This window comes from Kitasatospora sp. NPDC036993 (assembly GCF_055607525.1).
In genome coordinates this window covers 158,011-182,328 of the sequence record NZ_JBVJRP010000018.1, presented here as the reverse complement: position 1 = coordinate 182,328, position 24,318 = coordinate 158,011, and the positions used below count along the sequence as shown (strand labels likewise).

Annotated in this window: 18 protein-coding genes and 1 pseudogene; 7 read left to right on the top strand and 12 right to left on the bottom strand. The window is 74.1% G+C overall.

Annotation, left to right across the window (positions count from 1 at the left end):
• Positions 1 to 31: 31 nt before the first annotated feature.
• The 3 genes from ACZ7C5_RS31290 to ACZ7C5_RS31280 form a co-directional block, all read right to left on the bottom strand.
• Positions 32 to 568: an EF-hand domain-containing protein gene (locus tag ACZ7C5_RS31290; protein WP_401092321.1), complete on the bottom strand. Its 537-nt coding sequence runs from the start codon at positions 566 to 568 to the stop codon at positions 32 to 34.
• Between the two features lie 304 nt (positions 569 to 872).
• Positions 873 to 1,736: a hypothetical protein gene (locus ACZ7C5_RS31285; RefSeq protein ID WP_470323961.1), complete on the bottom strand. Its 864-nt coding sequence runs from the start codon at positions 1,734 to 1,736 to the stop codon at positions 873 to 875.
• Positions 1,723 to 2,247 carry a SigE family RNA polymerase sigma factor gene (locus ACZ7C5_RS31280; protein ID WP_401092319.1) on the bottom strand — a complete coding sequence of 175 codons (525 nt, stop codon included), beginning with the start codon at positions 2,245 to 2,247 and terminating at the stop codon, positions 1,723 to 1,725. The genes ACZ7C5_RS31285 and ACZ7C5_RS31280 overlap by 14 nt, the downstream gene beginning before the upstream one ends.
• Positions 2,248 to 2,877: 630 nt before the next feature.
• Between ACZ7C5_RS31280 and ACZ7C5_RS31275 the strand changes: the two genes are divergently transcribed.
• Positions 2,878 to 5,706, top strand: a complete 2,829-nt coding sequence (locus ACZ7C5_RS31275) for a PKD domain-containing protein (RefSeq protein ID WP_401092318.1) — start codon at positions 2,878 to 2,880, stop codon at positions 5,704 to 5,706.
• Positions 5,707 to 5,870: 164 nt separating this feature from the next.
• Here the strand turns inward: ACZ7C5_RS31275 and ACZ7C5_RS31270 are convergent, their stop codons facing one another.
• The 3 genes from ACZ7C5_RS31270 to ACZ7C5_RS31260 form a co-directional block, all read right to left on the bottom strand.
• Positions 5,871 to 6,407, bottom strand: coding sequence for an AAA family ATPase (locus ACZ7C5_RS31270; protein WP_401092317.1), 537 nt, complete (start codon positions 6,405 to 6,407; stop codon positions 5,871 to 5,873).
• A 56-nt stretch (positions 6,408 to 6,463) separates the two neighbouring features.
• Positions 6,464 to 8,548 carry a transglycosylase domain-containing protein gene (locus tag ACZ7C5_RS31265; RefSeq protein WP_470323960.1) on the bottom strand — a complete coding sequence of 695 codons (2,085 nt, stop codon included), beginning with the start codon at positions 8,546 to 8,548 and terminating at the stop codon, positions 6,464 to 6,466.
• A gap of 405 nt (positions 8,549 to 8,953) precedes the next feature.
• Entirely contained in the window at positions 8,954 to 9,703 is a 750-nt protein-coding gene (locus ACZ7C5_RS31260) for an SDR family oxidoreductase (protein WP_470323959.1), read from the bottom strand.
• Between the two features lie 519 nt (positions 9,704 to 10,222).
• Between ACZ7C5_RS31260 and ACZ7C5_RS31255 the strand changes: the two genes are divergently transcribed.
• The 3 genes and pseudogenes from ACZ7C5_RS31255 to ACZ7C5_RS31245 all read left to right on the top strand — a co-directional run bounded on the left by ACZ7C5_RS31255 (position 10,223) and on the right by ACZ7C5_RS31245 (position 14,976).
• Positions 10,223 to 13,021 (top strand): helix-turn-helix transcriptional regulator, encoded by a 2,799-nt coding sequence (locus tag ACZ7C5_RS31255; RefSeq protein ID WP_470323958.1) that lies wholly within the window; start codon positions 10,223 to 10,225, stop codon positions 13,019 to 13,021.
• Positions 13,022 to 13,252: 231 nt separating this feature from the next.
• A pseudogene (locus tag ACZ7C5_RS31250) lies at positions 13,253 to 13,840 on the top strand (sigma-70 family RNA polymerase sigma factor); the annotation flags it as partial.
• Between the two features lie 185 nt (positions 13,841 to 14,025).
• The gene (locus ACZ7C5_RS31245; RefSeq protein ID WP_470323957.1) at positions 14,026 to 14,976 is read left to right on the top strand and encodes a ribosome-inactivating family protein; all 951 of its coding nucleotides are present in this window, start codon (positions 14,026 to 14,028) and stop codon (positions 14,974 to 14,976) included.
• Positions 14,977 to 15,048: 72 nt separating this feature from the next.
• Here the strand turns inward: ACZ7C5_RS31245 and ACZ7C5_RS31240 are convergent, their stop codons facing one another.
• Complete coding sequence (locus ACZ7C5_RS31240; protein ID WP_401092312.1) at positions 15,049 to 15,975, bottom strand: hypothetical protein; 927 nt, start codon at positions 15,973 to 15,975, stop codon at positions 15,049 to 15,051.
• A 178-nt stretch (positions 15,976 to 16,153) separates the two neighbouring features.
• Here ACZ7C5_RS31240 and ACZ7C5_RS31235 point away from each other — a divergent pair, with 178 nt between their 5' ends.
• Together ACZ7C5_RS31235 and ACZ7C5_RS31230 are read left to right on the top strand one after the other, a co-directional pair.
• A complete protein-coding gene (locus ACZ7C5_RS31235) occupies positions 16,154 to 16,828 on the top strand; it encodes an arylsulfatase (protein ID WP_470323956.1) in 675 nt (224 codons plus the stop codon).
• 145 nt (positions 16,829 to 16,973) lie between these two features.
• A complete protein-coding gene (locus tag ACZ7C5_RS31230; RefSeq protein WP_188301538.1) occupies positions 16,974 to 17,480 on the top strand; it encodes a transglycosylase SLT domain-containing protein in 507 nt (168 codons plus the stop codon).
• A gap of 139 nt (positions 17,481 to 17,619) precedes the next feature.
• On the opposite strand, the gene ACZ7C5_RS31225 is transcribed toward ACZ7C5_RS31230, so the two are convergent.
• Positions 17,620 to 17,823: a hypothetical protein gene (locus ACZ7C5_RS31225; RefSeq protein WP_188301537.1), complete on the bottom strand. Its 204-nt coding sequence runs from the start codon at positions 17,821 to 17,823 to the stop codon at positions 17,620 to 17,622.
• A gap of 106 nt (positions 17,824 to 17,929) precedes the next feature.
• On the opposite strand from ACZ7C5_RS31225, the gene ACZ7C5_RS31220 reads away from it, so the two are divergent.
• A complete protein-coding gene (locus ACZ7C5_RS31220; RefSeq protein ID WP_470323970.1) occupies positions 17,930 to 19,015 on the top strand; it encodes a DUF5937 family protein in 1,086 nt (361 codons plus the stop codon).
• Positions 19,016 to 19,042: 27 nt separating this feature from the next.
• Here ACZ7C5_RS31220 and ACZ7C5_RS31215 read toward each other — a convergent pair whose 3' ends face one another.
• Genes ACZ7C5_RS31215 through guaD form a run of 4 tightly spaced genes read right to left on the bottom strand, consistent with a single transcriptional unit; the run spans position 19,043 to position 24,217 of the window.
• Complete coding sequence (locus ACZ7C5_RS31215) at positions 19,043 to 21,151, bottom strand: xanthine dehydrogenase family protein molybdopterin-binding subunit (RefSeq protein ID WP_470323955.1); 2,109 nt, start codon at positions 21,149 to 21,151, stop codon at positions 19,043 to 19,045.
• Positions 21,148 to 22,152, bottom strand: coding sequence for an FAD binding domain-containing protein (locus ACZ7C5_RS31210; protein ID WP_401092309.1), 1,005 nt, complete (start codon positions 22,150 to 22,152; stop codon positions 21,148 to 21,150). Before ACZ7C5_RS31210 ends, ACZ7C5_RS31215 begins: the two co-directional genes overlap by 4 nt.
• On the bottom strand, positions 22,149 to 22,721 hold the full coding sequence (locus tag ACZ7C5_RS31205) for a (2Fe-2S)-binding protein (RefSeq protein WP_401092308.1): 573 nt from the start codon (positions 22,719 to 22,721) through the stop codon (positions 22,149 to 22,151). The genes ACZ7C5_RS31210 and ACZ7C5_RS31205 overlap by 4 nt, the downstream gene beginning before the upstream one ends.
• Complete coding sequence (gene guaD / locus ACZ7C5_RS31200; RefSeq protein WP_470323954.1) at positions 22,718 to 24,217, bottom strand: guanine deaminase; 1,500 nt, start codon at positions 24,215 to 24,217, stop codon at positions 22,718 to 22,720. The genes ACZ7C5_RS31205 and guaD overlap by 4 nt, the downstream gene beginning before the upstream one ends.
• Between the last annotated feature and the right edge of the window lie 101 nt (positions 24,218 to 24,318).

The following is a 24,318-nucleotide window of genomic DNA, read 5'->3' as shown; positions in this document are numbered from 1 at the left end:
TCCGCCGCGGGGGCCTGGTGGGCTATCGGGGTCACCGGGCCGCTCCGGGGACCAGGCGGTCGCCGGCGATGCCGGTCTTCTCGGGGCGGTAGTAGTCGCGGATGCCGTCCGCCCAGACCGCCACCGGGACACGGTCGCCGTCCACCGGGCCGAACGCCTCGAACAGCTCCGTGATGTTCCGGTCGGCGAACCCGATCGCGGCCATCAGGGCGAGGAAGTCGGGGCGGGTGACCAGGCCGTCGCCGTCCGGGTCGCCCAGCGAGGACAGCGCCTGGGCGAACTCGTCGATGGTGGCGTCGAACCGCTGCGGGTCGAGCACGACCGCGGTGAACTCCTCGGGGCTGATCTGCCCGTCGCCGTCGGTGTCCAGCTCCGTCACCAGCGTCTGCCAGTACTGCCGAAGGGCGTTGAGCATCCGGTCCTTGGCGTCCTGGTCGGCCTGGGGGAGCGCAGCGACGACCCGGTTGCCCATCAGGTCGAAGTCGTCGGGATCGAGGACACCGTTCCCGTTGGCGTCGAACAGCGAGAACACGAGGCCGACACGGTCGGCGGCTGCGGTGGTGGGCATGGCGATGCACCTCGGTCTTCCCGGATGAAGGGCCGCCGGGCCGGTGCCTCGGCGACGGTTCCACTATCCGGGCCCGCCCCGGGCACCGGTGGGCGAACACCCCGGGTGCACACGATCGGAGGTATTGCGCAGGGTGATGCATGACGAGTAGGTCGGATGGACAGATAGTCAGGCTGGTCTGTTGGGCGGGTAGTTGGGCTGACGGATAGTCGGCCGGTCGGACCGGACGCCGGCCCGGGAGCGGCCGGACTTCTCGCGAGCGAGTCGCGAGAAGCCGGCCGGCGGACCTCCGCCGACGGTGCCGCTACGGCGTCGCCGCCGGGGTCGGGGTGCCCGGCCCCGGGCCGTCGGCGTACGGCGAGCGGATGCTCACCGGAGCGGTCCGGATGGAGGAGAACACCTGCTGGACCTGCCGTACCACCGGTTCGGACGGCTGCCGCAGACAGGCCGTCATCTGGATCACCACCCTGGTGTCGGAGGCGCTCTGGCCGACGACGTGCGCCCCGGTGATCTCGTGGTTGCCGCCGAGCGCCGCGCACTCCTTGCCGATGCCCGTTTCGTCGAACGCCGGCGGGTCGGTGGCGAACTTCCTGGCCAGCCACGGGTCGTCCACCACCCGGAAGGTGAGGACCGCGCCGCCGGGAAGCAGCGGCCCGGAGAGCGGACAGGAGGAGACACCCGGCGTGCACGACGGCGTCGGTACCAGCGGCTGGGTGCCGAGGTAGCCCAGCGGCTCCCGGGGGCCGGTGACCGGGGCGGCCTGGGCGTACCAGTGCGCCGGCAGGTCGAGGGCCATCTCCGGCAGCAGCGGGAAGAAGAAGGTCTTCGTCCCGGCCGTGGGGGTGGCAATTCCCCGCGGCGTCGGAGCCGTCGGGGCCGGGACGGCCGGGGAGCCCGCGGGCGCCAGCCTCACCCCCCGGTCCGCTCCCGGTGCGAGCGCGGGCGCGGCGGTCAGCACGGCGGCGGTGAGGCCGACGGTCAGCCCGGCCGCGAGCCCGGCCACCCGCCGGCGGCGCCTGGAGCGCTCGACCCGGGCGAGGACGTGCTCCATCCGGTCCTCGGGCGAGGCCAGGGCCGGGACGGCCTCGTGGAGCAGGATCCGCAGCTCCTCCTCGTCGTGCCCGCCGGCGCCCGGTCCGTCCGGGCCGAACAGGTCAGTTCCACTCACGAGGTCCCCCTTCCAACAGGAGTTCGCGGGCCGGCAGCCGGCCGCGCAGGCCGGCGAGCGCCCGGTGCGTCTGGCTCTTGACGGTGCCCGTGCTGCAGCGCAGCACCTCGGCCGTCTCCTCGACGCTGAGGTCCTCGAAGAACCGCAGTACCACCACGGCCCGTTGACGCGGCGGCAGCGACCGTACGGCATCGGCGACCACCTGGCCGAGCACCACCCCGTCGAACGGGTCCGTGTCCGGCTGCGGCTCCGGCAGCTCGTCGTGCGGCAGCTCCCCGGTCCAGCGGCGCCGCCACCAGGAGATGTGGCAGTTCACCATGACCTTCCGCACGTACGCCTCGGGCCGGTTGGGGGCGACGCGCGCCCACTTGGGCCAGACCTTGGCGAGCGCCGTCTGCAACAGGTCCTCGGCCTGGTGCGGGTCGCCGGTCAGCAGCCAGGCCACCCGCAGGAGCTTCGGCCCGCAGGCGGCGACGAACTCCTCGAAGTCCGGCGGTATCGCGTTCGTCATCCTGCCGTCGTCCCCGCCATGGTGTCCGTGCCGTCCTCGTCTGCCGTGGCGGCCGGTCGGGCCGCTGTCTCGTTCTTCCTCTCACGGCAGCTCGACGCGCTGGGGGGCGCTTCGGGTTGCCTGCGGGTCCCGGGCCCCGCCGCGCCCGCCACGCCTGCCCGCCCGCCCGCCCCGTACGACGGCGCCGGCCCTTGACGACGGCGGTGCCCCGAACGACGGCCGGGCGCCGGCCTCCTGGCATGTTCGCGGCCGAAAGATTGCAGGTCACAGGCCTGTTCACGGGTTCCGGGCGGGTCTAGTATTCCGGGTCACGGCAGCCCCACCACCCCCCTGCGGGGCTGCCGGGCAGACCGGCCGCGCCCCCACGACGGCCGGTGCCTCCCCTCGGCCGGGACCCCGGAGCGCCCCCGTCCCCGCGGTCCCGGCCGACTGCCGCCGACGGGCATGCGGAGCGCGTCACCGGCCGGGCCGCGCGGTGAGCGGGCGTCCCGGCGGAAAGGCCCTCGACACCGGATCGAACGAGTGATCAAATATCGGCGGTCACACACCGATCCGTCACGTGGCCCGCACGGATCCGGTCGAAACCGGGCCGCACGGCGCCGCGTTCACTCCTCCAAGAGGGACTCACCCGTGCGCCTTCGTCCCGCCGTCGCGGCCACCGCGGCGGCCCTCGCGGCCGTTCTCGGCATGCCGCCGCCCGCCGCCTTCGCCGCCGACCCCGCCACCGTCCTGTACGTGGCCGGCAAGTCCGCCTCCTGCTCCGACTCCGGCCAGGGCGGCCAGGCCGCGCCGTTCTGCACCATCGCCGCCGCCGCCGCGGTCGTCCTGCCCGGGCAGACGGTCCGGATCGCGCCGGGCAGCTACCCCGAGCAGGTCGACGTCCGCCGCTCCGGGACGCCGGGCCACCCGATCAGGTTCGTGGGCGACTGGACCGCCGGCTGGACGAACACCACGCCGCGGGTCAGCGTGATGGGGTCGCACTGGCCGTCGGACCAGCCGCTCACCCACGCGTTCACCCTGACCGGGGTCCACGACGTCGAACTGCGCGAGCTCTACCTGGAGTCGAAGGAGGAGGCCGTCACGGTCACCGACTCCTCGGCCGTCACCCTCGACCGGCTCTACGTCCAGGGGAAGTGGGGGGCCCAGACCGGCGGCGTCTCCGTCTCCGGGGCGAGCAGCGACGTCACCGTGAGCCGCAACCAGGTCCTGCACGGCAACGGCGTCACCATCGGCGCCGGGGTCCTGCGCGCGGTCGTGACCACCAACGACATCGGGAACTCCAGGACCGGCATCGCCGTGACCGACGCCCCGGGCACGGTGGTCACCGGGAACACCGTCACCGGGAGCGAGGACTCGGGGATCGTCCTGGCCGGGGCGTCCACCGGCGCCGTGGTGGAGAACAACGTCCTGGTCCGCAACGCCGCCGCCGGGCACCCCGGCACCGCCCAACTGGACGTCGGCGCGGGCTCGGTGACGGGCACCAAGGCCGACTACAACCTGGTCGCCGACGAGGGCGACGGCGGCTACCGCTGGGCCGGCACCGCCTACCGGCTGCCCGCGTTCCGGGCCGCCACCGGCCAGGGCGCCCACGACACCGCCGAAACCGGAAACACCATCGGCGGCCCCGTGCCGAGCCTGCCGCGCGAGGGCTCCCCGGCGATCGACTCCGGTGACCCGTCGGCGCCCGGCCTGCCCGACACGGACCAGTCCGGCCGTCCGGTCATCGACGACCCGAAGGTGCCGAACGCCCCTGGGGGAGGCGTCCGGGACCGCGGCGCGTACGAGCGGTACGGGATGGACTACGTGTCCCTCTTCACGGACGTCTCCCAGGGCCCCTACCCGCTGACGGTCAAGGCGAACGCCAGTGTCCGCAACGACTGGACGTCCGACCAGCCGACCACCTACACCTTCGACTTCGGCGACGGCAGCGCCCCGGTGACCAGCACCGAGGGCACCGTCCCGCACACCTACACCGCCAAGGGCGAGCACCAGGTCACCGTCACCGCCACCGACGGCTTCGGCCAGCGCCTCACCACCCTCGGGGACGCCTACGGCGCCTACGGGGCCACGGTGAGCGTGCGCGACCCTGCCCCGGTGAAGGCCGCGCTGTGGCCCACCAACCCGGCCGGGGACTTCCGCTTCGACCTCCTGGCCGGCCAGAGCAGCAGCCCCTGGCCGATCACGTCCTACGCGTTCGACTTCGGTGACGGCTCGCCGGTCCAGACGAACACCTACAGCTCCGCGAGCCACCTCTACGCCGCACCCGGCACCTACACCGCCTCGCTCACCGTGACCGACTCCGCCGGGCGCACCGACCGGACCACGGCCAAGGTCACCCCGGGGTTCGCCCCGGCGGGCTTCGTCCCGGTGGCCCCCAAGCGCGTCTACGACACCCGGGACCCGGCGAACGACCCGGGCGCGAGCGGGAACCAGCCGTTCCGGCCGGGTGAGCGCCGCGAGATCAAGGCCGGCATCCCGGCGGGCGCCACCGCGGCCGTCGTCAACATCACCGCCACCGGGGCCACCACGGCCACCCACCTGGACACCTCCACCATCGGCGGCGCCGGCGGCCAGACCTCCAGCATCAACATCGGCCCGGGCGAGACCGTCGCCAACCTGGTCACCGTGCCGATCACCTCGTCGGGGGACACCCGCAACCTGGGCCTGAAGAACCACGACGGCACCGTCCACGTGGTGATCGACCTCTACGGCTACTACCTGCCGCAGTCCGTGGACGGCTACGCCCCGACGCCCGCCACCCGGATCGCCGACACCCGCCAGAGCGGCGCCAAACTGGGCCCCGGCGCGTCGCTGCCGCTGAAGGTCGCCGGCAGCGCGGGCGTCCCGTCCGGAGCCAAGGCCGTCGCGCTCAACCTGACCGCGACCGAGCCCACCGCGGCCGGCTTCCTGGCCGTCAGGCCCGGCGGCCAGAGCGGCCGGCCGGCCACCTCCAGCCTGAACTTCGCGCCCGGACGCACGGTGGCCAACCAGGTGATCGTGCCGCTCGGCCCGGACGGCACGGTGGAGGTCTACAACAACGACGGCTCCACCCACGTGATCGCCGACGTCATCGGCTACTACGGCGCCGACGCCAAGGGCCGGTTCACCGCCGTCGTCCCGGTCCGGCTCCAGGACACCAGGAACGCGCCGTACCAGGCCCTGAACCCCGGCGCCGAGACGACCGTCGGCATCGGCGGCACCGGCCAGGTCCCGGCGAACGCCGTGGCCGGCGTGGTCAACCTCACCGCGGTCGCGCCGCGCGCGGACGGGCACGTCATCGCCTACCCGGACCTCGGCCCGGTGCCGACGACCAGCAACCTCAACTTCCGCGCCGGGCAGACGGTGGCCAACCACGCCCAGGTCCCGCTCGGCACCAACGGGGCGATCAGGCTGCGCAACAACTCGGGCGGCGCCCTCGACCTGATCACCGACCTCTACGGCTACTTCACCACCGGCTGACCGCCGCACGACCCACCCCAGACCGGGCCGGCGCACCCCACGGGCGCGCCGGCCCGTTCGCGTTCCCCGTCGAGGCGGCGGGCCGGACCGGTGCGCCCCGCCCGTCGCGGACGGTACGTGTCGGCCGGAGGGCTGGGCCGGAGGGCCTGGTCGGAGCGGGCCGTTCAGGGCCGGGGCGTCCAGCCGGGCGGGGTGAGGGCGGTGTCGGCGAGGATCCGCTCGACGGTCTCGTCCAGGGTGCTGCCCTGGCCGATGACGTGCTCGGCGCGGTCGGGGAGGAGGTCGTGGGGCCGGTACCAGTCGGCCATGACCTCGGGGGAGAACTCGGCGGCCTGGGGGCGGGTGGCGTGCCGGCGCACCGTCTCGTCGAAGTCGACGTCCAGGTAGTAGAGGTGGCTGCGCCCGCGGTGGTCGGCGGCGAGCCGGGCCAGCATCGGGCCGTAGCGCCCGGCGGCGAGGATGCCCTCGACGACGGCGTGGAAGCCGTGGTCGAGGGCGTGCCGCGCGACCAGGTCGATCAGCCCGATGTTGGCGCCGCCGGGCACGTCCCGCTCGCGCAGCACGGTGCGGCGCAGCAGGTCCTGGCCGACGACGGCGACGCCCCGCCCGTAGGCGGCGCGCAGCCGAGCGGCGACGCTGGACTTCCCGGCGCCGCTCGGGCCGCGCACCACGATCAGTACGGTCCGCTGGTTTCCCGTCATGCCGGGACCGTCCCCGCGGGGAGGCCGCTCCACACCGCCGCGGCCTCAACGCCGCGTCAGTGCTGCGGGCCGGCCGGGGTGGTGGCCGGCGGGGTGCCGGTCGCGGTGCTGTTCGGGTCGGTCCTGGGTGCCGGGTCGGGGATGTCGGCCATCGGCAGGGACTGCTTGGGCGTGCCGCGCAGGGCCTGGTTCATGGCGTCCCGCCAGATCGGTCCGGGGCCGTCGGCGCCGAACACCTCGGTGCGGTACTTCCCGTTGATGCTGAGGTTGCGCATCTCGACGCCGCCGTCGGGGCCGCCGAGCCAGACGGCGGTGGCGAGCTGCGGGGTGTAGCCGTTGAACCAGGCGGCCCGCTTGCGGTCCGAGGTGCCGGTCTTTCCGGCGATCTGCCGGTCGCCCTCCAGGCTGAGCGCCGCGCCGGTGCCGTTCTTCTCGGTCACGCCGTTCAGGATGGTGTTCAGCGCCCTGGCCGTCGTCTCGGAGAACGCCTTCTCGCAGTGGCCGGCCGGGACGGGGACGTCCCTGCCGTCCACGGTGGTGATCCTGTTGATCGCGACCGGGTCGCAGTGGGTGCCCTGGGCGGCGAAGGTCGCGTAGACGTTCGCCATGGTCAGCGGGCTCATCTCCTCGACGCCCAGGGCCATCGCGGGGACCTCCTCCAGGGGCTTGCCGCTGGCCCGGGCGGTGATGCCGAGCTTGTTGGCCATCTGCTTGACCGCGCAGAGGCCGATCTCCTGCTCCATCTGCACGAAGTAGGTGTTGACCGAGAGGGCCATCGCCTCCTTCAGCTGGTAGGGGCCCTTCTCGCTCGCGGACTCGTTGGGCACCGTCGCCTTGGGCCGGTCGGTGTTCTTCCAGGTGCCCTCGCAGGTCTTCATCGTCGGGTACTCGATCCTGTTCTCGGACGGGTACTCCTGGGTCGCGGGCAGGCCCGCCTCCAGGGCCGCGGCCGCGACGACCGGCTTGAACGTGGAGCCGGGCTGGAAGCCGTTGCCGCCGCCCATCGCCGCGTCGGCGTTGAGGTTGACGACGGTCTGGTTCTTCTCCTTCAGCAGGCCGTAGGGGCGGGTCTGGGCCATCGCCAGGATCTTCCCGGTGCCGGGCTCGACCATGCTGACGGCGGCGGAGACGCTGTCGGTGACCCGCACGTTGCCGCTCGCCGCGGTCTGCGCGGCGGTCTGCTTGTCCGGGTCCAGCGTGGTCTGGATGTTCAGGCCGCCGGTGTCCCACACCTTCTTGCGCTCCTCGGCGCTCCTGCCGAACGCAGGGTCCTGCTTGACCACCCGGCGGACGTAGTCGCAGAAGAAGCCCATCCCGGCCTTGGCGGTGATGCAACCGTTCTGCGGTTCACGGTAGTTGAGGCCCAGCGGGGCGGCCTTCGCCTCCTTCGCCTGGTCCGCGGTGATGTGCTTGCTCTCCAGCATCTTGCCGATCACCACGTCGCGGCGGTTCTGCGCGGCCTGCGGGTGCAGCTTCGGGTCGTACTGGGACGGGTTCTGCACCAGCCCGGCGAGGGTGGCGGCCTCGGCGACGGTCAGGTCCTTGTTGCTCTTGCCGAAGTAGCGCTGGGAGGCGGCCTCGACCCCGTAGGCGCCGTTCCCGTAGTACGTGATGTTGAGGTAGTTGGTGAGGATCTGGTCCTTGCTCAGCTCCTCCTCCAGCTTGATGGCGACCTTGAGCTCCTGGATCTTGCGGCCCAGGGTCTTGCGCTGGGCCTCCAGGACGGCGGCCTGGTCGTCGCCGGCCTTCTCCACGTTGACGTTCTTCACGTACTGCTGGGTCAGCGTCGAGGCGCCCTGGGAGGTGGTGCCGCTCTCGGCGTTCTTGCTGACCGCGCGCAGGATGCCCTTGAGGTCGACGGCGCCGTGCTCGTAGAAGCGGGCGTCCTCGATGTCGACCTGGGCGTACCGCATGAACGGCGACATCTGGTCGGCGGGGATGACCGTGCGGTCGCGCTCGTACACCTTGGCGATCAGGCCGCCCCTGGCGTCGAAGATCTGGGTCGCCTGGGTGAGCGGCGGGGTCTTGAAGTCGTCGGGAACGTCGTCGAAGCCCTCCGCCGTGCCCTTGGCGGTCAGCCCGATGGCGCCGGCGGCCGGCAGGGCCAGGCCCGCCATCAGCACACCGGACACGACGCTCACGCCCAGGAAGGTCGCACCGAGGCGGGCCGACCGGAGCGGCGTCCCACGGGACGGACGGGCATCCGCGTCATCGGATGAATTCCATATCGGCGAGGGATTCGGTTCCATTCCGGAATGCTAGCCCTCAATCCTTGCTGTCCGAACGGTTTTTCGGGCGGGACTGTCACGGCTGTGCAACAGATACCGGGGGTCGGTTCCGACATGTCAGATCGCGCACGAACTGAACGGGAATGGTGAAAAAGGAAAACCCGGCCCGCCCCGCGTGCGGCGGCCCGCCCTCCCGTGACCCTCACTCACCTGGATGCCGCGAGCGGGGCGAAAGGTTGCTTCACGTCCTTCGTGGGCGGGGCGGCACCGGCGGGACAGGAGGGGGCGGAGGGGCAGAGGCCAGGGGGCAGGGGCCGCTCACGCCCGCTGCCGGGCGAGCCAGTCGGCGAAGCGGGTCCCGGCGATGTGCGCTCCCGGGCCGGGCAGCAGTGTGCTCTCCCGCAGCTCGGCGCCGAAGTACCCGGCGTGCGGATCGGTCGCCACGGTGCGCGGGTCGTCCTCGGCGGCCAGGGCCTCGCGGACGAGCTCGTCCAGCCGGAAGGTGTCGGGACCGGCCACCTCGACCACGCCGCCGACGGGGGAGCCGACGGCCGTACGGCCCACGGCGGCGGCCACGTCGTCCGAGAGGACGGGACGGATCCCGGCCGGGGCCAGGCGCACAATGTCGCCGTCGGTGGCCTCGGCGGCGATCCCCTTCACGAACTCGAAGAACTGCGTGGCGTGCACGATGGAGTAGGGCAGCCCGGACGCCTCGATCAGCTCCTCCTGCGCCTGCTTGGCCCGGAAGTAGCTGCTCGCCTGGAGGCGTCCGGTGCCGACCACCGACAGGGCGACGTGGTGGGCGACACCGGCGTCGGCCCCGGCCTTGAGCAGGTTGGCCGTCGAGGTGCGGAAGAACTCCATCACGGCGTCGTCCGCGAACGAGGGGGAGTTGGACACGTCGACGACGACCCGGGCGCCCCTGAGCGCCTCGGCGAGGCCCGCACCGGTCAGCGTGTCGACGCCGGTCCCCGGCGAGGCCGGCACCGCCTCGTGGCCGTGGGCGCCGAGCCAGGCGACCAGCTTCGATCCGATCAGTCCGGTGCCGCCGATGACTACGACCTTCATGGTGGGGATCCTCTCGGGAGGTTCGGTGCCGGGGCCTCACCAGGTAAAGACCGCTCTGCCGCCGTGGTTGTGACGGCAGGCCGGAAGAATCCCGAACTCCTCCCGTCCTCGCCCGGACGGCCTACGGAGCGAGCGTGACGGCCGCCGGCGTGCCGTGCCACGCCGTCCGGGCGCAGCGGCACCACGCGTCGCGCTCCTCCGACACCCGCGACGCCCCGTACGTGTCACACATCCACACGGTGTCCGGTCAACACTGCCGAAGGGCGGGGGAGAAGCACCCCGCCCGACCACCCGGCGACGGACGGAAGGTACACGACAGTGTCGGACCACCACGCAGGACACCCGCACCCGGCCGGCGAACCGGCGCCGTCGACCGCGCCCCCGCCGTGGTGACGGCACCTCACCGCGCCCGTCCCGCAAGGGGACGAGCGCACCGGTTGTTCGTCCACGCGAGCTGATGCATGATGAGGGCGGCCTGAGCCGATCAGGGTCGAACCTTGGACTGCATGGCGGTGGTGGATGGCGGGCGGCGCCCCTCGGCGCGAGCCGCACGGGCCGTACGGGCCACGCGGGTTGCGCGGCCGGCGGGGCGAATGCGGAGCGCTGGACCAGGTGATCGCCGGCGCCCGCACCGGCCGGGGCCAGGTGCTCGTGCTGCGCGGCGAGCCCGGAGTCGGCAAGTCCGCCCTGCTGGAGTACCTGGTGGGCGGCGCGGCGGGGTGCCGGATCCTGCGGGCCGTCGGCGTCGAGTCCGAGATGGAGCTGGCGTTCGCCGGACTGCACCAGCTGTGCGTGCCCCTGATGGGCCACCTCGGCCGCATCCCCGGCCCCCAGCGCGACGCCCTGTCCGTCGCGTTCGGGCTGAGCGCGGGCAGCGCGCCGGACCGCTTCCTGGTCGGCCTGGCGGTGCTCAGCCTGCTGGCCGAGGCCGCGGAGGAGCGGCCGCTGGTCTGCGTCGTGGACGACGCCCAGTGGCTCGACCGGGTCTCCGCCCAGACCCTGGCCTTCGTCGCCCGCCGACTGTTCGCCGAGCGGGTGGCCTTGGTGTTCGCGGTGCGCGCGTCGGCGCCCGCCGCCGACGGCGACCCCTTCCGCGGGCTGCCCGAGACCGTCGTCCGGGGGCTGCGCGAGGACGACGCGCGGGCGCTGCTGGAATCGGCGGTCCCCGGGCGGCTGGACGAACGGGTCAGGGACCGCATCGTCGCCGAGACCCGCGGCAACCCGCTGGCCCTGCTCGAACTGACCAGGGGACTGACCGCCGCCGAGCTGGCCGGCGGCTTCGGGCGCCCCGACGTCCGCCCGCTGGCGAGCCAGATCGAGCAGACCTACCTGCGGCGCATCGGATCGCTGCCGGCCGCCGCGCAGCGGCTGCTGCTGGCGGCGGCCGCGGAACCGGTGGGTGACGTGCCGCTGCTGCGGCGGGTCGCCGAGCGGCTCGACATCGACGCGGACGCCGCCGGAGCGGTCGAGGCGGCGGGACTGGTCGAGTTCGGCACGAGGGTGCGGTTCCGCCACCCGCTGGTGCGCTCGGCGGCCTACCGCGCCGCCGACCCCACCGTGCGCCGGGACGTCCACCGGGCACTGGCCGAGGCGACCGATCCCGACGTCGACTCGGACCGCCGGGCCTGGCACCGCGCCCACGCGGCCCTCGAACCCGACGAGGCCCTGGCGGGCGAGCTGGAGCGCTCGGCCGGCCGGGCCCAGGCCCGCGGCGGGATCGCCGCGGCGGCGGCGTTCCTGCGACGGGCGACCGAGCTGACACCCGACACCGTCCGCCGCGGAGCCCGGGCCGAGGCCGCCGCCCGGGCCGCGTTCGACGCCGGATCCCCCGACGCGGCGCTCGAACTCCTCGCCGCCGCCGAGCTGAGCCCGCCGGACGAGGCGCGGCACGCCCGACTGACCCGGCTGCGCGCCCAGTTGGTCCTGGCCCGCCGGCGCGGCGGAGAGGCGCTGCCCCTGCTGCTCGACGCGGCCGGCCGGCTGGCGCGGGCCGGCGACGCGCACGCCCGCGAGGCGTACCTCGACGCCATCGGCTCGGCGGTCTACGCCGGACGCCTGGCGGATCGCACCGGCGTGCGGGAGGTCGCCGAAGCCGCCCGCACGGCACCGCCCGCCGCGCACCCGGCGCGGCCCACCGACCTGCTCCTGGACGGCCTGGTGGCCTGGTTCGCCGACGGCTGCGCCACCGGGGGGCCGCTGCTGAGGTCCGCGCTGGGGGTGTTCCGGCAGGCCGCCGCACGCGAGGGCGGCGACGCCATGCGCTGGCTCTGGCTGACCTGGCTGGTCGCCGGCGAGATCTGGGACGACGAGACGTGGCACCGGCTGACCGAGCGGGCGGTCGGGTCGGCCCGTGAGAGCGGCGCCCTCAACTTCCTTCCGCTGGCGCTCGGTTACCGGGCCGTCCTGTCCGTGCACACCGGCGACTTCGACCTCGCCGCGGCGCTCGTGGAGGAGGCCGGAACCCTCGGGGAGGCGACCGGCCACTCGCCGATGGGCTACCCCTCGCTCCTGCTCGCGGCCTGGCGCGGCGAGGGCGAGCAGGCCGCGGAGACGATCCGCGGCGGCGTCGCGGAAGCGACCACCTGGGGCGAAGGGCGGGCGATCGGCGGCGAGCACTACCTCCTCGCGGTCCTGTACAACGGCCTCGGCCGCTACCTGGAGGCCCTGGAGCAGGCCGAACGGGCCGTGGCGTACGAGGACCTGGCGCTCGTCGGGTCCGCCCTGGCCGAGCACGTGGAGGCGGCCGTACGGGCCGGCGCCCCCGGGGCGGCCGCTGCGTCGCTGCGCCGGCTGGAGGAACGGGCCGAGGCCGGCGGTACCGACTGGGCCCTGGGCGTGCTGGCCCGCTCCAGGGCGCTGGTGAGCGAGGGCCCGGCCGCCGAGCGGCTCTACCGCGAGGCCGTCGAGCGCCTCGGACGCGGCCGGATCGCCGTCGACCTCGCCCGCGCCCACCTGGTGTACGGCGAGTGGCTGCGCCGCGAGAACCGGCGCGCCGACGCGCGCGAGCACCTGCGCACCGCCCACGGGATGCTCCAGCGCTTCGGCGCCCGCGCCTTCGCCGAGCGCGCGCGGCGCGAACTCCTGGCCACCGGCGAGACGGTACGGCCCCGCCCGGCCGGCGCCGGGGGCGTCCGCGAGGCCCTCACCGCCCAGGAGGGGCAGATCGCCCGCCTGGCCGCCGACGGCATGACGAACTCCGAGATCGGCGCCGAACTGTTCATCAGCCCGCGCACCGTGGAGTGGCACCTGGGCAAGGTGTTCACCAAGCTCGACGTCACCTCCCGCAACAAGCTCCGCACCGCGCTGGCCGGCCCCTGACGGCCGGCACACCGAAGGCCCGGGGGACACCCGGGGGTGGACCGGGGATTTCCCGGGCGCCCCGGGGAGGGCCCGGACGGCAGCGTGTTCACCAGGGCATCGACGGATGCCGGGTGAAACGGAGCCGTGGTGACCGAGACCGAAATACAGTCCGAAGAACAGTCCGTAGAGCAGTACGAAGAGCGGTCCGAGACGTGTACGGACCTCCGGCCGCCCGCCGGTGACGGCACCCTGGACGAGGCCGCGGCCGTCTTCGAGGGCCTGCGGCCGCACCTCTTCGGCATCGCCTACCGGATGCTGGGCAGCGCGGTCGAGGCGGAGGACGTGGTCCAGGACGTGTGGCTGCGCTGGCAGAAGACCGACCGCCCGGCCGTGGTCAGCCCCGTGGCCTTCCTGTCACGCGCCACCACCCGGCTGGCCATCAACGTGGCCCAGTCCGCCCGCTCGCGCCGCCAGACCCACATCGGCCCCTGGCTGCCCGAGCCCGTCGACACCGCCGGCGACCCCGAGGCCGGCGTGCAGCGGGCCGAGGAGCTGGAACACGCGCTGCTCCTGGTCCTGGAGGCGCTGGCGCCCACGGAGCGGGCGGTGTACCTGCTGCGCGAGGCCTTCGAGTACACCTACGCCGACATCGCCGGCATGCTGCGCCTCAGCGTCGTCAACGTCCGCCAGATCGCCAGCAGGGCCCGCCGCCGCCTCGCGGCCGGGCGGCGGGAGACGGCGGACGCGGGGGAGCACCGACTGCTGCTGGAGGTCTTCCTCGCGGCGGCCAGGACCGGCGACGTCGGCTCCCTGGAGTCGCTCCTGGCCCCGGCCGCCGCCGGGTAGCCCGCCGGGCGCCCGCACGCGGTCACCCACCCGGCGCGGTCACCGGAGGCACCGTCCACCGGCGGCCACACGGACGACCGGGCAGAACCGTCCGGTGTGACGGGCCGGCGCCCCGGCAGGCCCGCCCGCACCGACGGCAGCCGTCACAATCACACGCCCTGGGCTGTCAGTTGGGTGTGAAACCGAAACCCACCACACGACGGACCGCACGCCCGGCCGCCGCGGCCCTCACCGCCGCCCTCGCCCTCACCGCCCTCGGCACCCCGCCGGCCACCTCGGCCGTACCCCCCGACAAGGTGACCTGGGTCATCCACAAACTCGACGACGACCCCGCCCACCCCGGCGGATCCGCCGGCCGGGACCAGTACTTCTCCGTGGTCACCCAGATCCGCAACTGGATGGCCGGCCCGACCGTCCGCGGCGACGTCCGGCTGAGCCAGGCGGACACCGACGGCATCATCGGGATCGACGTCCGCGACCACACGGGCGCCCGGCTCGTCACCCTGTTCCTCAACCCCCACAGCGGCTACCTCACCGGCTTCCACGCCCGCAACGAGGTCGTCTACTACTTCAGCGACGCCAACCCCGCCATGGTCGAGGAGATGAAGAGGTACGCGAAGAACATCGGCGCGCGCACCCACCAGACCCACCTGTCCGGATCCTTCGACGCCTGGTACAGCGCGGCCACCAGCGGCGGCCTGAGCGCCCCCACCGGCATCGGCACCCGCTCCTTCCGCGACGCGGCCTCCTCGCTGGGCGGCTCGCCCGAACCGGAGTACATCGACCGCTTCCTCCCGCAGACCGCCCAGTACCTGCTGACCCTCAGCCCGGCCTACGCGCAGGCCTCCCACTACACCCTGTTCCGCGACCGGATGGGCGACGCCCTCGCCAACGACACCTCCTCGGCGGTCGTCATGGACAACCGCACCAGGGAGCTGCGCGCCAACTGGGAGAAGATCAGCAACGACACCCTGCCCAACATCCCCTTCCTGGCGAACGACCGCACGGCGGGCGGCGACGCCCTGCCCTTCCCCGTCACCCTGGGGCCCGCGAACGGCACGCTGCGCACCGTCTCCGACGTGGCTGCCGCGCTGCGCATCCTCACGAACACCCAGGGGCGGGAGTAGCGGCGTCCCCGCAGAGCAACGGAGCCCGGCCGGAGACGAACTCGCCTCCGGCCGGGCTCCGTTGCCGGTGCCTCAGTGGGCCCCCTTGAGGTACACCGTCATCCGGACCTCCCGGTGGACGTCCCCCAGGGTGTGCAGCGTCCCGTTGACCGGGCCGATCTCGATGTTCTCCGGGAGCGGCGTGGAGGCCGCCGCGTCCCGGTGGTTGCGCCACCAGACCGCGTGCCGGTCCGCCCAGTTGACCCACCGTGCCCAGGCCCGGCGGACCTCGAAGGACCCCTCGTCGTAGACCGAGGTCCTCGTCTCGTACGTCGTCCGCCCCATGGCCCGGGCGACGTCGTCACGGAAGCTGGTCCACCGCACGCCCAGCTCGTAGGCGGCGGACAGGGTGCGCATGGACTCCGCGATGGACGGGATGTCGAGGTTCTCCACCGGTCCGGGCGGGAACCGCCAGAGCTGCCAGCCGGCGCTGCCGAAGTCCGCGGCGTTGAAGTTCCGTTGCAGCCCGACGCCCGACCCGGCGATCCGCTGCTCCCATTCGTTCCACGTGCCGTTCATGGGAAGTTCGACGGCGTGGCCGTGCTGCGACAGGGCCAGGGCCCGGATCTCCGACACGACGCTGGGGGCCGCGTCCCTGAAGTAGTAGTAGTAGTTGTGGGCGGTCGCGAAACCCGCGATGTAGAGCGAGTGCGGGTTGATGAGCAGCGTGCCCCGGTGCTCGTTCAGGTTGCCCTCGAGTTCGAGGACGATGAGTCCGCCCGCGTGCTCCTGGATCTCCCGGATGTCACCGTCGAACGGGTGCCCCGCCGCCTGGCGGATGGCGGTGACGATCTCCTTGTACTCGTTCTCGCCCGAGATGTTCGACGAGGCGTCCTCGATGATCTTGGTGTGCAGGTACCTCCAGTAGCCGGGCCCGATGTCCGCGGCGGCGGGCTGCGCCCCGACCCCGGTGGCGGCGACGGTGAGCACAGCGATCACGAACACCATCAGGCGGTTCACGACCCCGCTCCAGCGGGTTCTTGTCAGCACGACGTCCAGACCTCCGGTGTCCTCGGCGATGTGACAACGTGGCACACTCCACGTTCCACCGGACTGACCGGGCAGGGCCCCGATGTGTGACAGCCGGCCACCGGAACCGGCAGGACGCGCGGCCGCCGCGGTCGCTACCATCGCGCGCATGCTGGCACTGCTCCACACCTCGCCCGTCCACGTCCCGGTCTTCGACGCGCTCCGCGACCGCGAGCACCCCGGCCTGCCGCTGCGGCACCTGGTGTCCGAAGGCCTGCTGGCCAGGGCCCTGGCCGACGGGCCCGACGCCGTCGCGCGGGACATCGACCGGGCCGTGGCCGGCGCCCTCGCCGAGGGGGCCACGGCCGTGCTGTGCACCTGCTCGACGATCGGGGGCGTGGCGGAGAGCCGGGCCCCGGCGCTGGGCGTGCCCGTGGTGCGCGTCGACCGGCCGATGGCGGCGGCGGCCGTCGCCGTGGCACCCGGGGCCGACCGGACGGCCACGCGCATCGTGGTGATCGCCGCACTGGCCGCCACCGTGCGCCCGACGGTGGCCCTGATCGAGGACGAGGCCGCCCGGTCCGGCCGGCCGGTCGCGCTGACGGCCGTCGTGGCCGACGGCGCCTGGAAGCGCTTCGAGGACGGTGACCGGGCGGGCTACCTGGCCGCGATCGCCACCGCCGTCGAGGCCGTCGACGACGCGGACGTCATCGTCCTGGCCCAGGCCTCCATGGCCGCCGCCGCGAGCCGGGCCACGACCGCCGTCCCCGTCCTGTCCAGCCCGGCCCCGGGCCTGCGCGCCGCCGCTGCCGCCGCCCGCCCGGCCGCGGGCCACCCGTCCTGACCGCCCCCCGCACCTCCGGCGCGGGACGGCAGACCCCCGCGTCGACGGGCCGGCCGTCGCGTTGATCGTCCGTCTACCAGCGCCGCATAGCGTCCTTCCCCGTACGCGGCCCGACCCCCGGGCCGTCGCCGAAGGGAGAACTCCCATGCTGCGCAAGACCCGCGCCCTGCTGGCCGGTTCGGTCGCCGTCCTGGCGCTCAGCCTCACCTCGACCTCCTTCACCGCCACCGCCGCCGGAGACCAGAGCGGCATCGACGCCTGCGCCCGCGAGGCCAAGTGGGCGGGCTTCGCGAAGGACAAGTCCGGCGAGGGCCGCAACGACGACGCGATCCACGCCGTGGCGATAGCCATGGCCGAGTCGGGCTGCAACCGCCTGGCCGTCCACACCAACCTGCCCACCGACCCCGACCCGGGCACCAAGGACCTCGGCGCCTGGCAGATCAACGAGCACTGGTACCCCGAGGTCCACGGCCACGACGCCGGGGTCGTCACCGCCGAGAACTGGCAGGACATGGGCTGGTCGGCCCGCAAGGCCTACGCGATCGACAACGACGGCACCGGCCGCGGCTGGGCCTCCTGGGCGGCCTGGCACCTGGGCACCTACCAGCAGTACCTCGGCCAGGCGCGCGACGCGGTCAACCGCGTCTGGTGACGCCCCGCCACGGGTGACCGGCCCGAACGGCCCGCACCCACCCGCCCCCGGTGCCCCCACCCGGCACCGGGGGCGGCACCCGTCGCGACGGACCCCGCGGGTGCGCCCGGCAAACACGCACCGGCTCACACGCACCGGCTCACACGCAGGGGCGCAGCCAGCGGCGCAGGGCCAGACGGAGGCGGCCGGTGGCCGGGCGGCCGGCCAGGACGGCCTCGAAGCGGCGGTGGTCGCGGGCCGCCCGCAGCACCGCGACGTCGTGGGTGCCGGGCAGGGGCGGGGCGGGCTCGTCGCGCTGGGCGGCGCGGTAGCTGTCGAAGAGGTGCTGGTGCAGTGCGTTCACGTGATCACCCTGCCCCCCGGCCGCCCCGCACGTCCCGTCGATTGACGGCCCTGGTCAAACGACGCGGCAGCGCCCCCGCGCGGTCCGGCACCATAGGGGGGTGAGCGTGACCATCGACATCACCGGACTGCCGCACGAGCGGATCGCCTTCAGCCCCTCGCCGCTGGCCGAACTCGGCAACGCGCTGCACGCGCTGGCCGAGCCCGCTCACCACGCCCGGCTGCACGCGTGGACGACGGCGACCTCCGCCGCGCTCGAACCGGAGCTGGCCGACCGGCTGATCGAGGCCGACTTCATGTGGCGCTCGACACGCTCCGACCTCCTGATGCCCGCCCAGCCCCGGGAGACCCTCGCCGAGGAACTGGACGACCTCGACCGCCTGGACGACGAGAAGTTCGTCGGCGCGGCCCTGGAGATCTCCTGTAGCACCAGCCACTACCCCAAGGGCCTGCCCTCACCGCTGGTCGACGCGTGGTCCAGGCGCCGCGCGCTCGACCTGGCCGCCGCCCGCGGCCCGCGCCAGGCGGCGTTCGTCGAACGGACGCTCGCCGACCCCACCACCACGCGCGCGTGGATCCGACGCCTCCTGGAGGACTGCGACCAGGCGTTCTTCGCCGACACCTGGCGCCGGGTCCGCGTCCAGCTCGCCACCGACGCGAGGAACAAGACCGAACTGCTGCGCCGCAAGGGCCTGGCCCAGGCCCTCACGGCGGCATCACCGGCACTGAGCCTGGAGGAGGACGCGCACGGCAGCCGCATCGTCGTCGACAAGCTGGTGCACGGCCGCACCGAGACCCGCAGCGAAACCCTCACCCTGCTGCCCAGCGTCTTCGGCTGGCCGCACCTCTTCGCCATCTACGCGGCGGGCTGGCAGCCCGTCATCCAGTACCCGGTCGCCACCCACGAGGTCGGCGGCCCCGAGCCCGTCGAGACGGTCACGCTGCGCCTGGAGGCGCTGACCCACCCGATGCGGATGCGGCTGTGCCGCAACCTCGCCCGCGGCACGTTCTCGACGAGCGAGCTGGCCGACGCCTACGGCATCACCGCCCCCGAGGTCTCCCGCCACCTCGCCGTCCTCAAGAAGGCCGGGCTGCTGCTCACCCAGCGCCGGGGCCGCTACGTCCTCCACCAGCTCGACCTCTCGGTCGTGGCCCGCCTCGGCAGCGACTTCCTGGAGTCCGTGCTGCGCTGAGCCGGGCGCCCCCGGCGCCCTCCGCGGTCATCGCCCGGGCCGCTCCTCCAGCGCGCGCAGGACCTTGTCCAGCGTGATCGGCAGGTCCCGGACGCGTACCCCGCAGGCGTGCCACACCGCGTTCGACACCGCGGCGGCCGTGCCGACGATGCCGATCTCCCCGATGCCCTTGGACCCCATGGCGTTGACGTGGGGGTCGTGCTCGGGGAGCCAGTACGCCTCGACCGCGCCGACGTCCGCGTTGGCCGTGATGTGGTAGTCGGCGAGGTCGTGGTTGACGACGTGGCCGGTGCGGGGGTCGAGCACGCCGCTCTCGTGCAGCGCCATGGACAGCCCCATCGTCATCCCGCCGACGAACTGCGAACGCGCCGTACGGGGGTTGATGATCCGCCCCGCGGCGAACACCCCCAGCAGGCGCGGCACCCGCACCTCGCCGGTGTCCGCGTGGACGTGCGCCTCGGCGAACTGCGCCCCGAAGGCGTGCATCGCGTAGCGGTCGTCGGCCGGCTCGACGGAGCCGGACGCCTCGGCCCCGTCCGGCGGCTCGCTCCCGTACCTGTCGCGCAGGGCACGCGCGGCCTCGACCACCGCCGAGCCCCACGTCGCCATGCCCGAGGAACCCCCGGCCACCGACGCCAGTGGGTAGTCGGTGTCGCCGATCCGCACCTCCACGCGCTCCACCGGCACGCCGAGCGCGTCCGCGGCGATCTGCGCCAGCGTCGTCCAGGTACCGGTGCCGAGGTCGGCCGCGCCGGTCTCGGCGACGTAGCGCCCGCCCTCCCGCCGGACCGTCGCCGTCGACCTCGGCATGCGGAAGGCCGGGAAGGTGGAGGCCGCGACGCCCGTGCCGACCAGCCAGTCGCCGCGGCGGCGCACACCGGGCCGCGGATCGCGCTCCGACCAGCCGAACCGCGCCGCGCCCTCGCGCAGGCAGCCGACGAGGTCGCGGCTGGAGAAGGGCTTGCCCGACTCGGGGTCGACGTCCGGCTCGTTGCGGATCCGCAGCTCGACCGGGTCGATGCCCAGCCGCTCGGCCAGCTCGTCCATGGCCACCTCGGGGCCGAACATGCCCGGGCACTCGCCGGGCGCGCGCATCCAGGACGGCACGGGGACGTCGAGGGCGGCGAGCCGGTGCGTGGTCCGCCGGTTCGGCGAGGCGTACATCATGCGGGCCGGGACACCGGTCTGCTCGGCGAACTCCTTGATGCGCGACGTCTGTTCGACGACGTCGACCGCGATGGCGGTGAGCGTGCCGTCCCGCCCGGCGGCCAGCCGGCACCGCTGGATGGTCGGGGTGCGGTAGCCCGTGAGGGAGAACATCTGCCGGCGGGTCAGGGCCAGCCGCACCGGCCGGCCGGGGAGCGCACGCGCGGCCAGCGCGGCCAGCACCACGTTGACCCGCGGCTGCCCCTTGGAGCCGAACCCGCCCCCGACGTACGGGCTGACGACCCGGACCCGCGCCTCGTCGAGGCCGAACAGCGACGCCAGCACGGCACGGGTCGCGTGCACGCCCTGGGTGGAGTCCCACAGGGTGAGGAAGCCGTCCCCCGCCGGGTCCCACAGGGCGGTGGTGGCGTGCGGCTCCAGCGGGTTGTTGTGGCACATCGCGGTGGTGTACGTCTCCTCGACGGTCACCTCCGCGGCCGCCATCGCGGCGTCGACGTCGCCCCGGGCGGTGTCGGTGGGAAGGCCCGGGTTCACCGTCGCCGGCGCGTACAGGTCCGCGCGGTCGGCCCGCAGCCCGACGTCGTGCGCCACCTGCGCGTAGCCGACCCGGACGAGGGCCGCCGCGTGCCGCGCCACCTCGGAGCTGTCGGCGACGACCACCGCGAGGACCTGGCCCCGGAAGGCGACCTCCGCGTCCTGGAGGACCGCCAGCTCCCTGTCCCCGGTGGAGGCCAGCCGCTCCGCGGTGCCGGGGGTGAGCACCGCGACCACACCGTCGAGCGCCTCGGCGGCGGCGGTGTCCAGCTCCGTGACGCGGCCCCGGGCGATCGTGGACTGGACGGCGTGCAGGTAGGCGGGGCCGTCCAGCGCGGTCTCGTACGCGTAGGTGGCGGTGCCCAGGACCTTGACGGCGCCGTCCCGGCGGGGCAGGTCGCGGCCGACGGCGGCCGGCTCGTCCGGGAACGTCATCGGGTGTCCTCCTCGGCCAGGCCGCGCAGGGTGGCGGCGAGGGTGCGGCGCAGCAGGGGGATCTTGAACGCGTTGCCGCCGTCCGGCCCCGCGGCCGGCCGGGCAGCGGCGAGTTCCGCGTCCGCGGCGGCCAGGTAGCTCGCCTCCGACGCCGGGGAGCCGCGCAGCGCCTCCTCGGCCCGGTACGCGCGCCACGGCACGGGCGCGACGCCACCGAACGCGACGCGCGCGTCCACGATCACCCCGTCCTCGACGTCGAGCGCCGCGGCCACGCTGACCAGGGCGAACGCGTACGACGCGCGGTCGCGGACCTTGCGGTAGGCCGAGCGGCGGGCGACGGGCCGCGCCGGCAGGTCGATCGCGGTGATCAGCTCACCGTGTCCGAGCACCGTGTCACGCTCGGGGGTGTCGCCGGGCAGCCGGTGCAGGCCGACGAACGGGACGGTGCGCTCGCCGTCCGGGCCGAGCACCCGCACCCGCGCCCCGAGCGCGGCCAGCGCCACGGCCATGTCGGACGGGTGGACCGCGACGCAGTGCTCGGACCCGCCGAGGATCGCGTGGTTGCGGGTCCACCCTCCGATCGCGGAACAGCCCGAGCCCGGCTCCCGCTTGTTGCACGGCGTGGTGACGTCCTGGAAGTAGACGCAGCGGGTGCGTTGCAGCGGATTGCCGCCGACGGTGGCCATGTTGCGCAACTGCCCCGACGCGCCCGACAGCAGCGCCTGCGACAGCACCGGGAACCACTCGCGCACCCTCGGGTGCGCGGCGAGTTCGCTGTTGCCGACACCCGCGCCGATCCTGAGGGCGCCGCCGCCGAGCTCCTCGACCCCGGCCGGCAGCACACCGGTGACGTCCACGACCAGAGCGGGTTCGACGACCCCCAGCTTGAGGAGGTCCACCAGGTTCGTCCCGCCGGCCAGGAACACCGCGCCCGGATCCCCGGCGACGCCGCGCACGGCGGCCTCGGCGTCGGCGGGGGAGCGGTAGTCGAACGGTTTCACCCGGCCACCTCCGGAACGGCAGCCCCCGGATCGCCGGCCTGCCCGGCCGCCCGCAGCACGGCGGTCACGATGTTGACGTAGGCCGCGCAGCGGCACAGATTGCCGCTCATCCGCTCGGCCACCTCGGCGCGGTCCAGCCTCGGCGCTCCCCGGCCCCCGGTGACGGCGCTCGGCCAGCCCTTCGCGAACTCGTCGAGCACCCCGACCGCGGAGACCACCTGCCCCGGGGTGCAGTAGCCGCACTGGAGCGCGTCGCAGTCGACGAACGCCGCCTGCACCGGGTGCAGGCCGCCGGCGGCGAGCCCCTCCGCGGTGACGACCTCGGCGCCGTCCTGGGTGACCGCGAGCGTGAGGCAGCCCAGCACGCGCCGGCCGCCGGACAGCACCGTGCACGAGCCGCACTGCCCGTGATCGCACCCCTTCTTGGGGCTCGTCACCCCGAGCCGTTCGCGCAGGGCGTCCAGCAGCGTCGTGCGGGTGTCGACGGTCAGCCGGCGCGCGACCCCGTCGACCCGCAGGGTGATGTCCCGCTCCACCGCGCGCGAACTCCCCGTCCCGGAGCGGTTCATGACGCCTCGTGACAGGCCCGCCGGTGCCGCAGCACGGGCTCGCCGAGGACGTAGGTCTGCCGGACGGCGCGGTCGTCGCCGAGGGTGGCCAGGGCGAAGAGGCGTTCGTGGAAGTCGCGGGCCGCCTCGGTGCGGCGCCTGAGGAGCGGGGTGGCGGCCCAGTCGAGGACCACGAAGTCGGCCTCGCGGCCGTGCCGGAAGCTGCCGATGTGCCGGTCGAGGTGGAGCGCGCGGGCGCCGCCGAGGGTGGCCAGGTAGAAGGCGCGCAGGGCGGTGAGGGTCCTGCGCTTCTCCTCCGGGACACGGTCGGGGTAGGTGTTGGCCAGGGCGACGACCTTGTAGGCCTCGTTCATGGTCTGGAGCATCGAGTAGCTGGTGCCCCCGCCCACGTCGGTGCCGAGCGCCACCCGGACCCCGGCGAGGGCGGCGTCGTCCAGGTCGAACAGGCCGTTGCCGAGGAAGAGGTTCGAGGTGGGGTTGAACGCGGCGCCGGCGCCGGTGGCGGCGAGCAGCTTGCGGTCCTCGTCGTCGATCCACACGGAGTGGCCCCACATGCTGCGGGGCCCCACCAGGCCGCACTGGTCGTAGACGTCGAGGTACGAGCGCGGGTTCAGGGTGTCACGGAACTTCGCCATCACCGCGTCCACCTCGTCGCGGTTCTCGGCGAGGTGGGACTGCACCCACAGCGGCCGGCCGGTGTCCTGGGACTCCCGGTAGAGGCGCCCGGCCATCCGGAGCGCCTCCAGGGTGGAGGTCAGGGCGAACCGCGGGGAGACGGCGTAGCGCAGCCGCCCGGTGTGGTGCCACCGGCCGATGAGCTCGCGGCAGTCCTCCTCGGCCTGTTCGACGGACCGGTCCAGGTAGTCCTCGGGTACCGTGCCGCCGTTGTCGTCGTCCATCAGCAGCTTGCCGGAGACCATCCGCAGCCTCCGCAGGTGCGCCTCCGCGAAGAACGCCTCGGTGGCGTGCGGGTGGACGGTGGTGTAGACGCACGCGGTGGTGGTGCCGCACTCCAGCAGCCGGTCGAAGAAGAACGAGGTGGCGTCCCTGGCGTACTCCGGGTCGGCGAAGCGCATCTCGGACGGGTACACGTAGTCCCGCAGCCACGGCAGGAGCTGTCCGCCCGGGCTGGCGACGGAGTCCACCTGCCCGGAGTGGATGTGCGGGTCGACGAAGCCCGGCACGAGCAGGTGGCCGCGGTGGTCGACCACCCGCCCGTGGTCGACGAACTCCCGCGGGCACGCGCTCTGGTGACCGGCCCAGACCACCAGGCCGTCCCGCACCACCAGCGCCCCCGGATCGAACAGGCGGTACGCCTCCGGATCGTCCTGGCCCTCCTTGTCCGGCAGCCACGGATCGTCCAGGAAGTGCAGGACCGTCCCCAGGAACACCGTCACCCGCCGGCCGCGGCCGTGCCCCGCACCCGCGCCCTCGCCGCCGTCCGTCACGTGTCCCGTCGGCTCGCCGGGGCGTCCGGCCCGTTCGTCGCTGTCCATGTCCGTCTTTCTCGGACCACCGGACGGCCCGCCTTGAGCCCGCCCCCGGGAAAACCCGGGAAAAGCCACCCCAACGGTTCACACCCACCCGTGTCACCCGG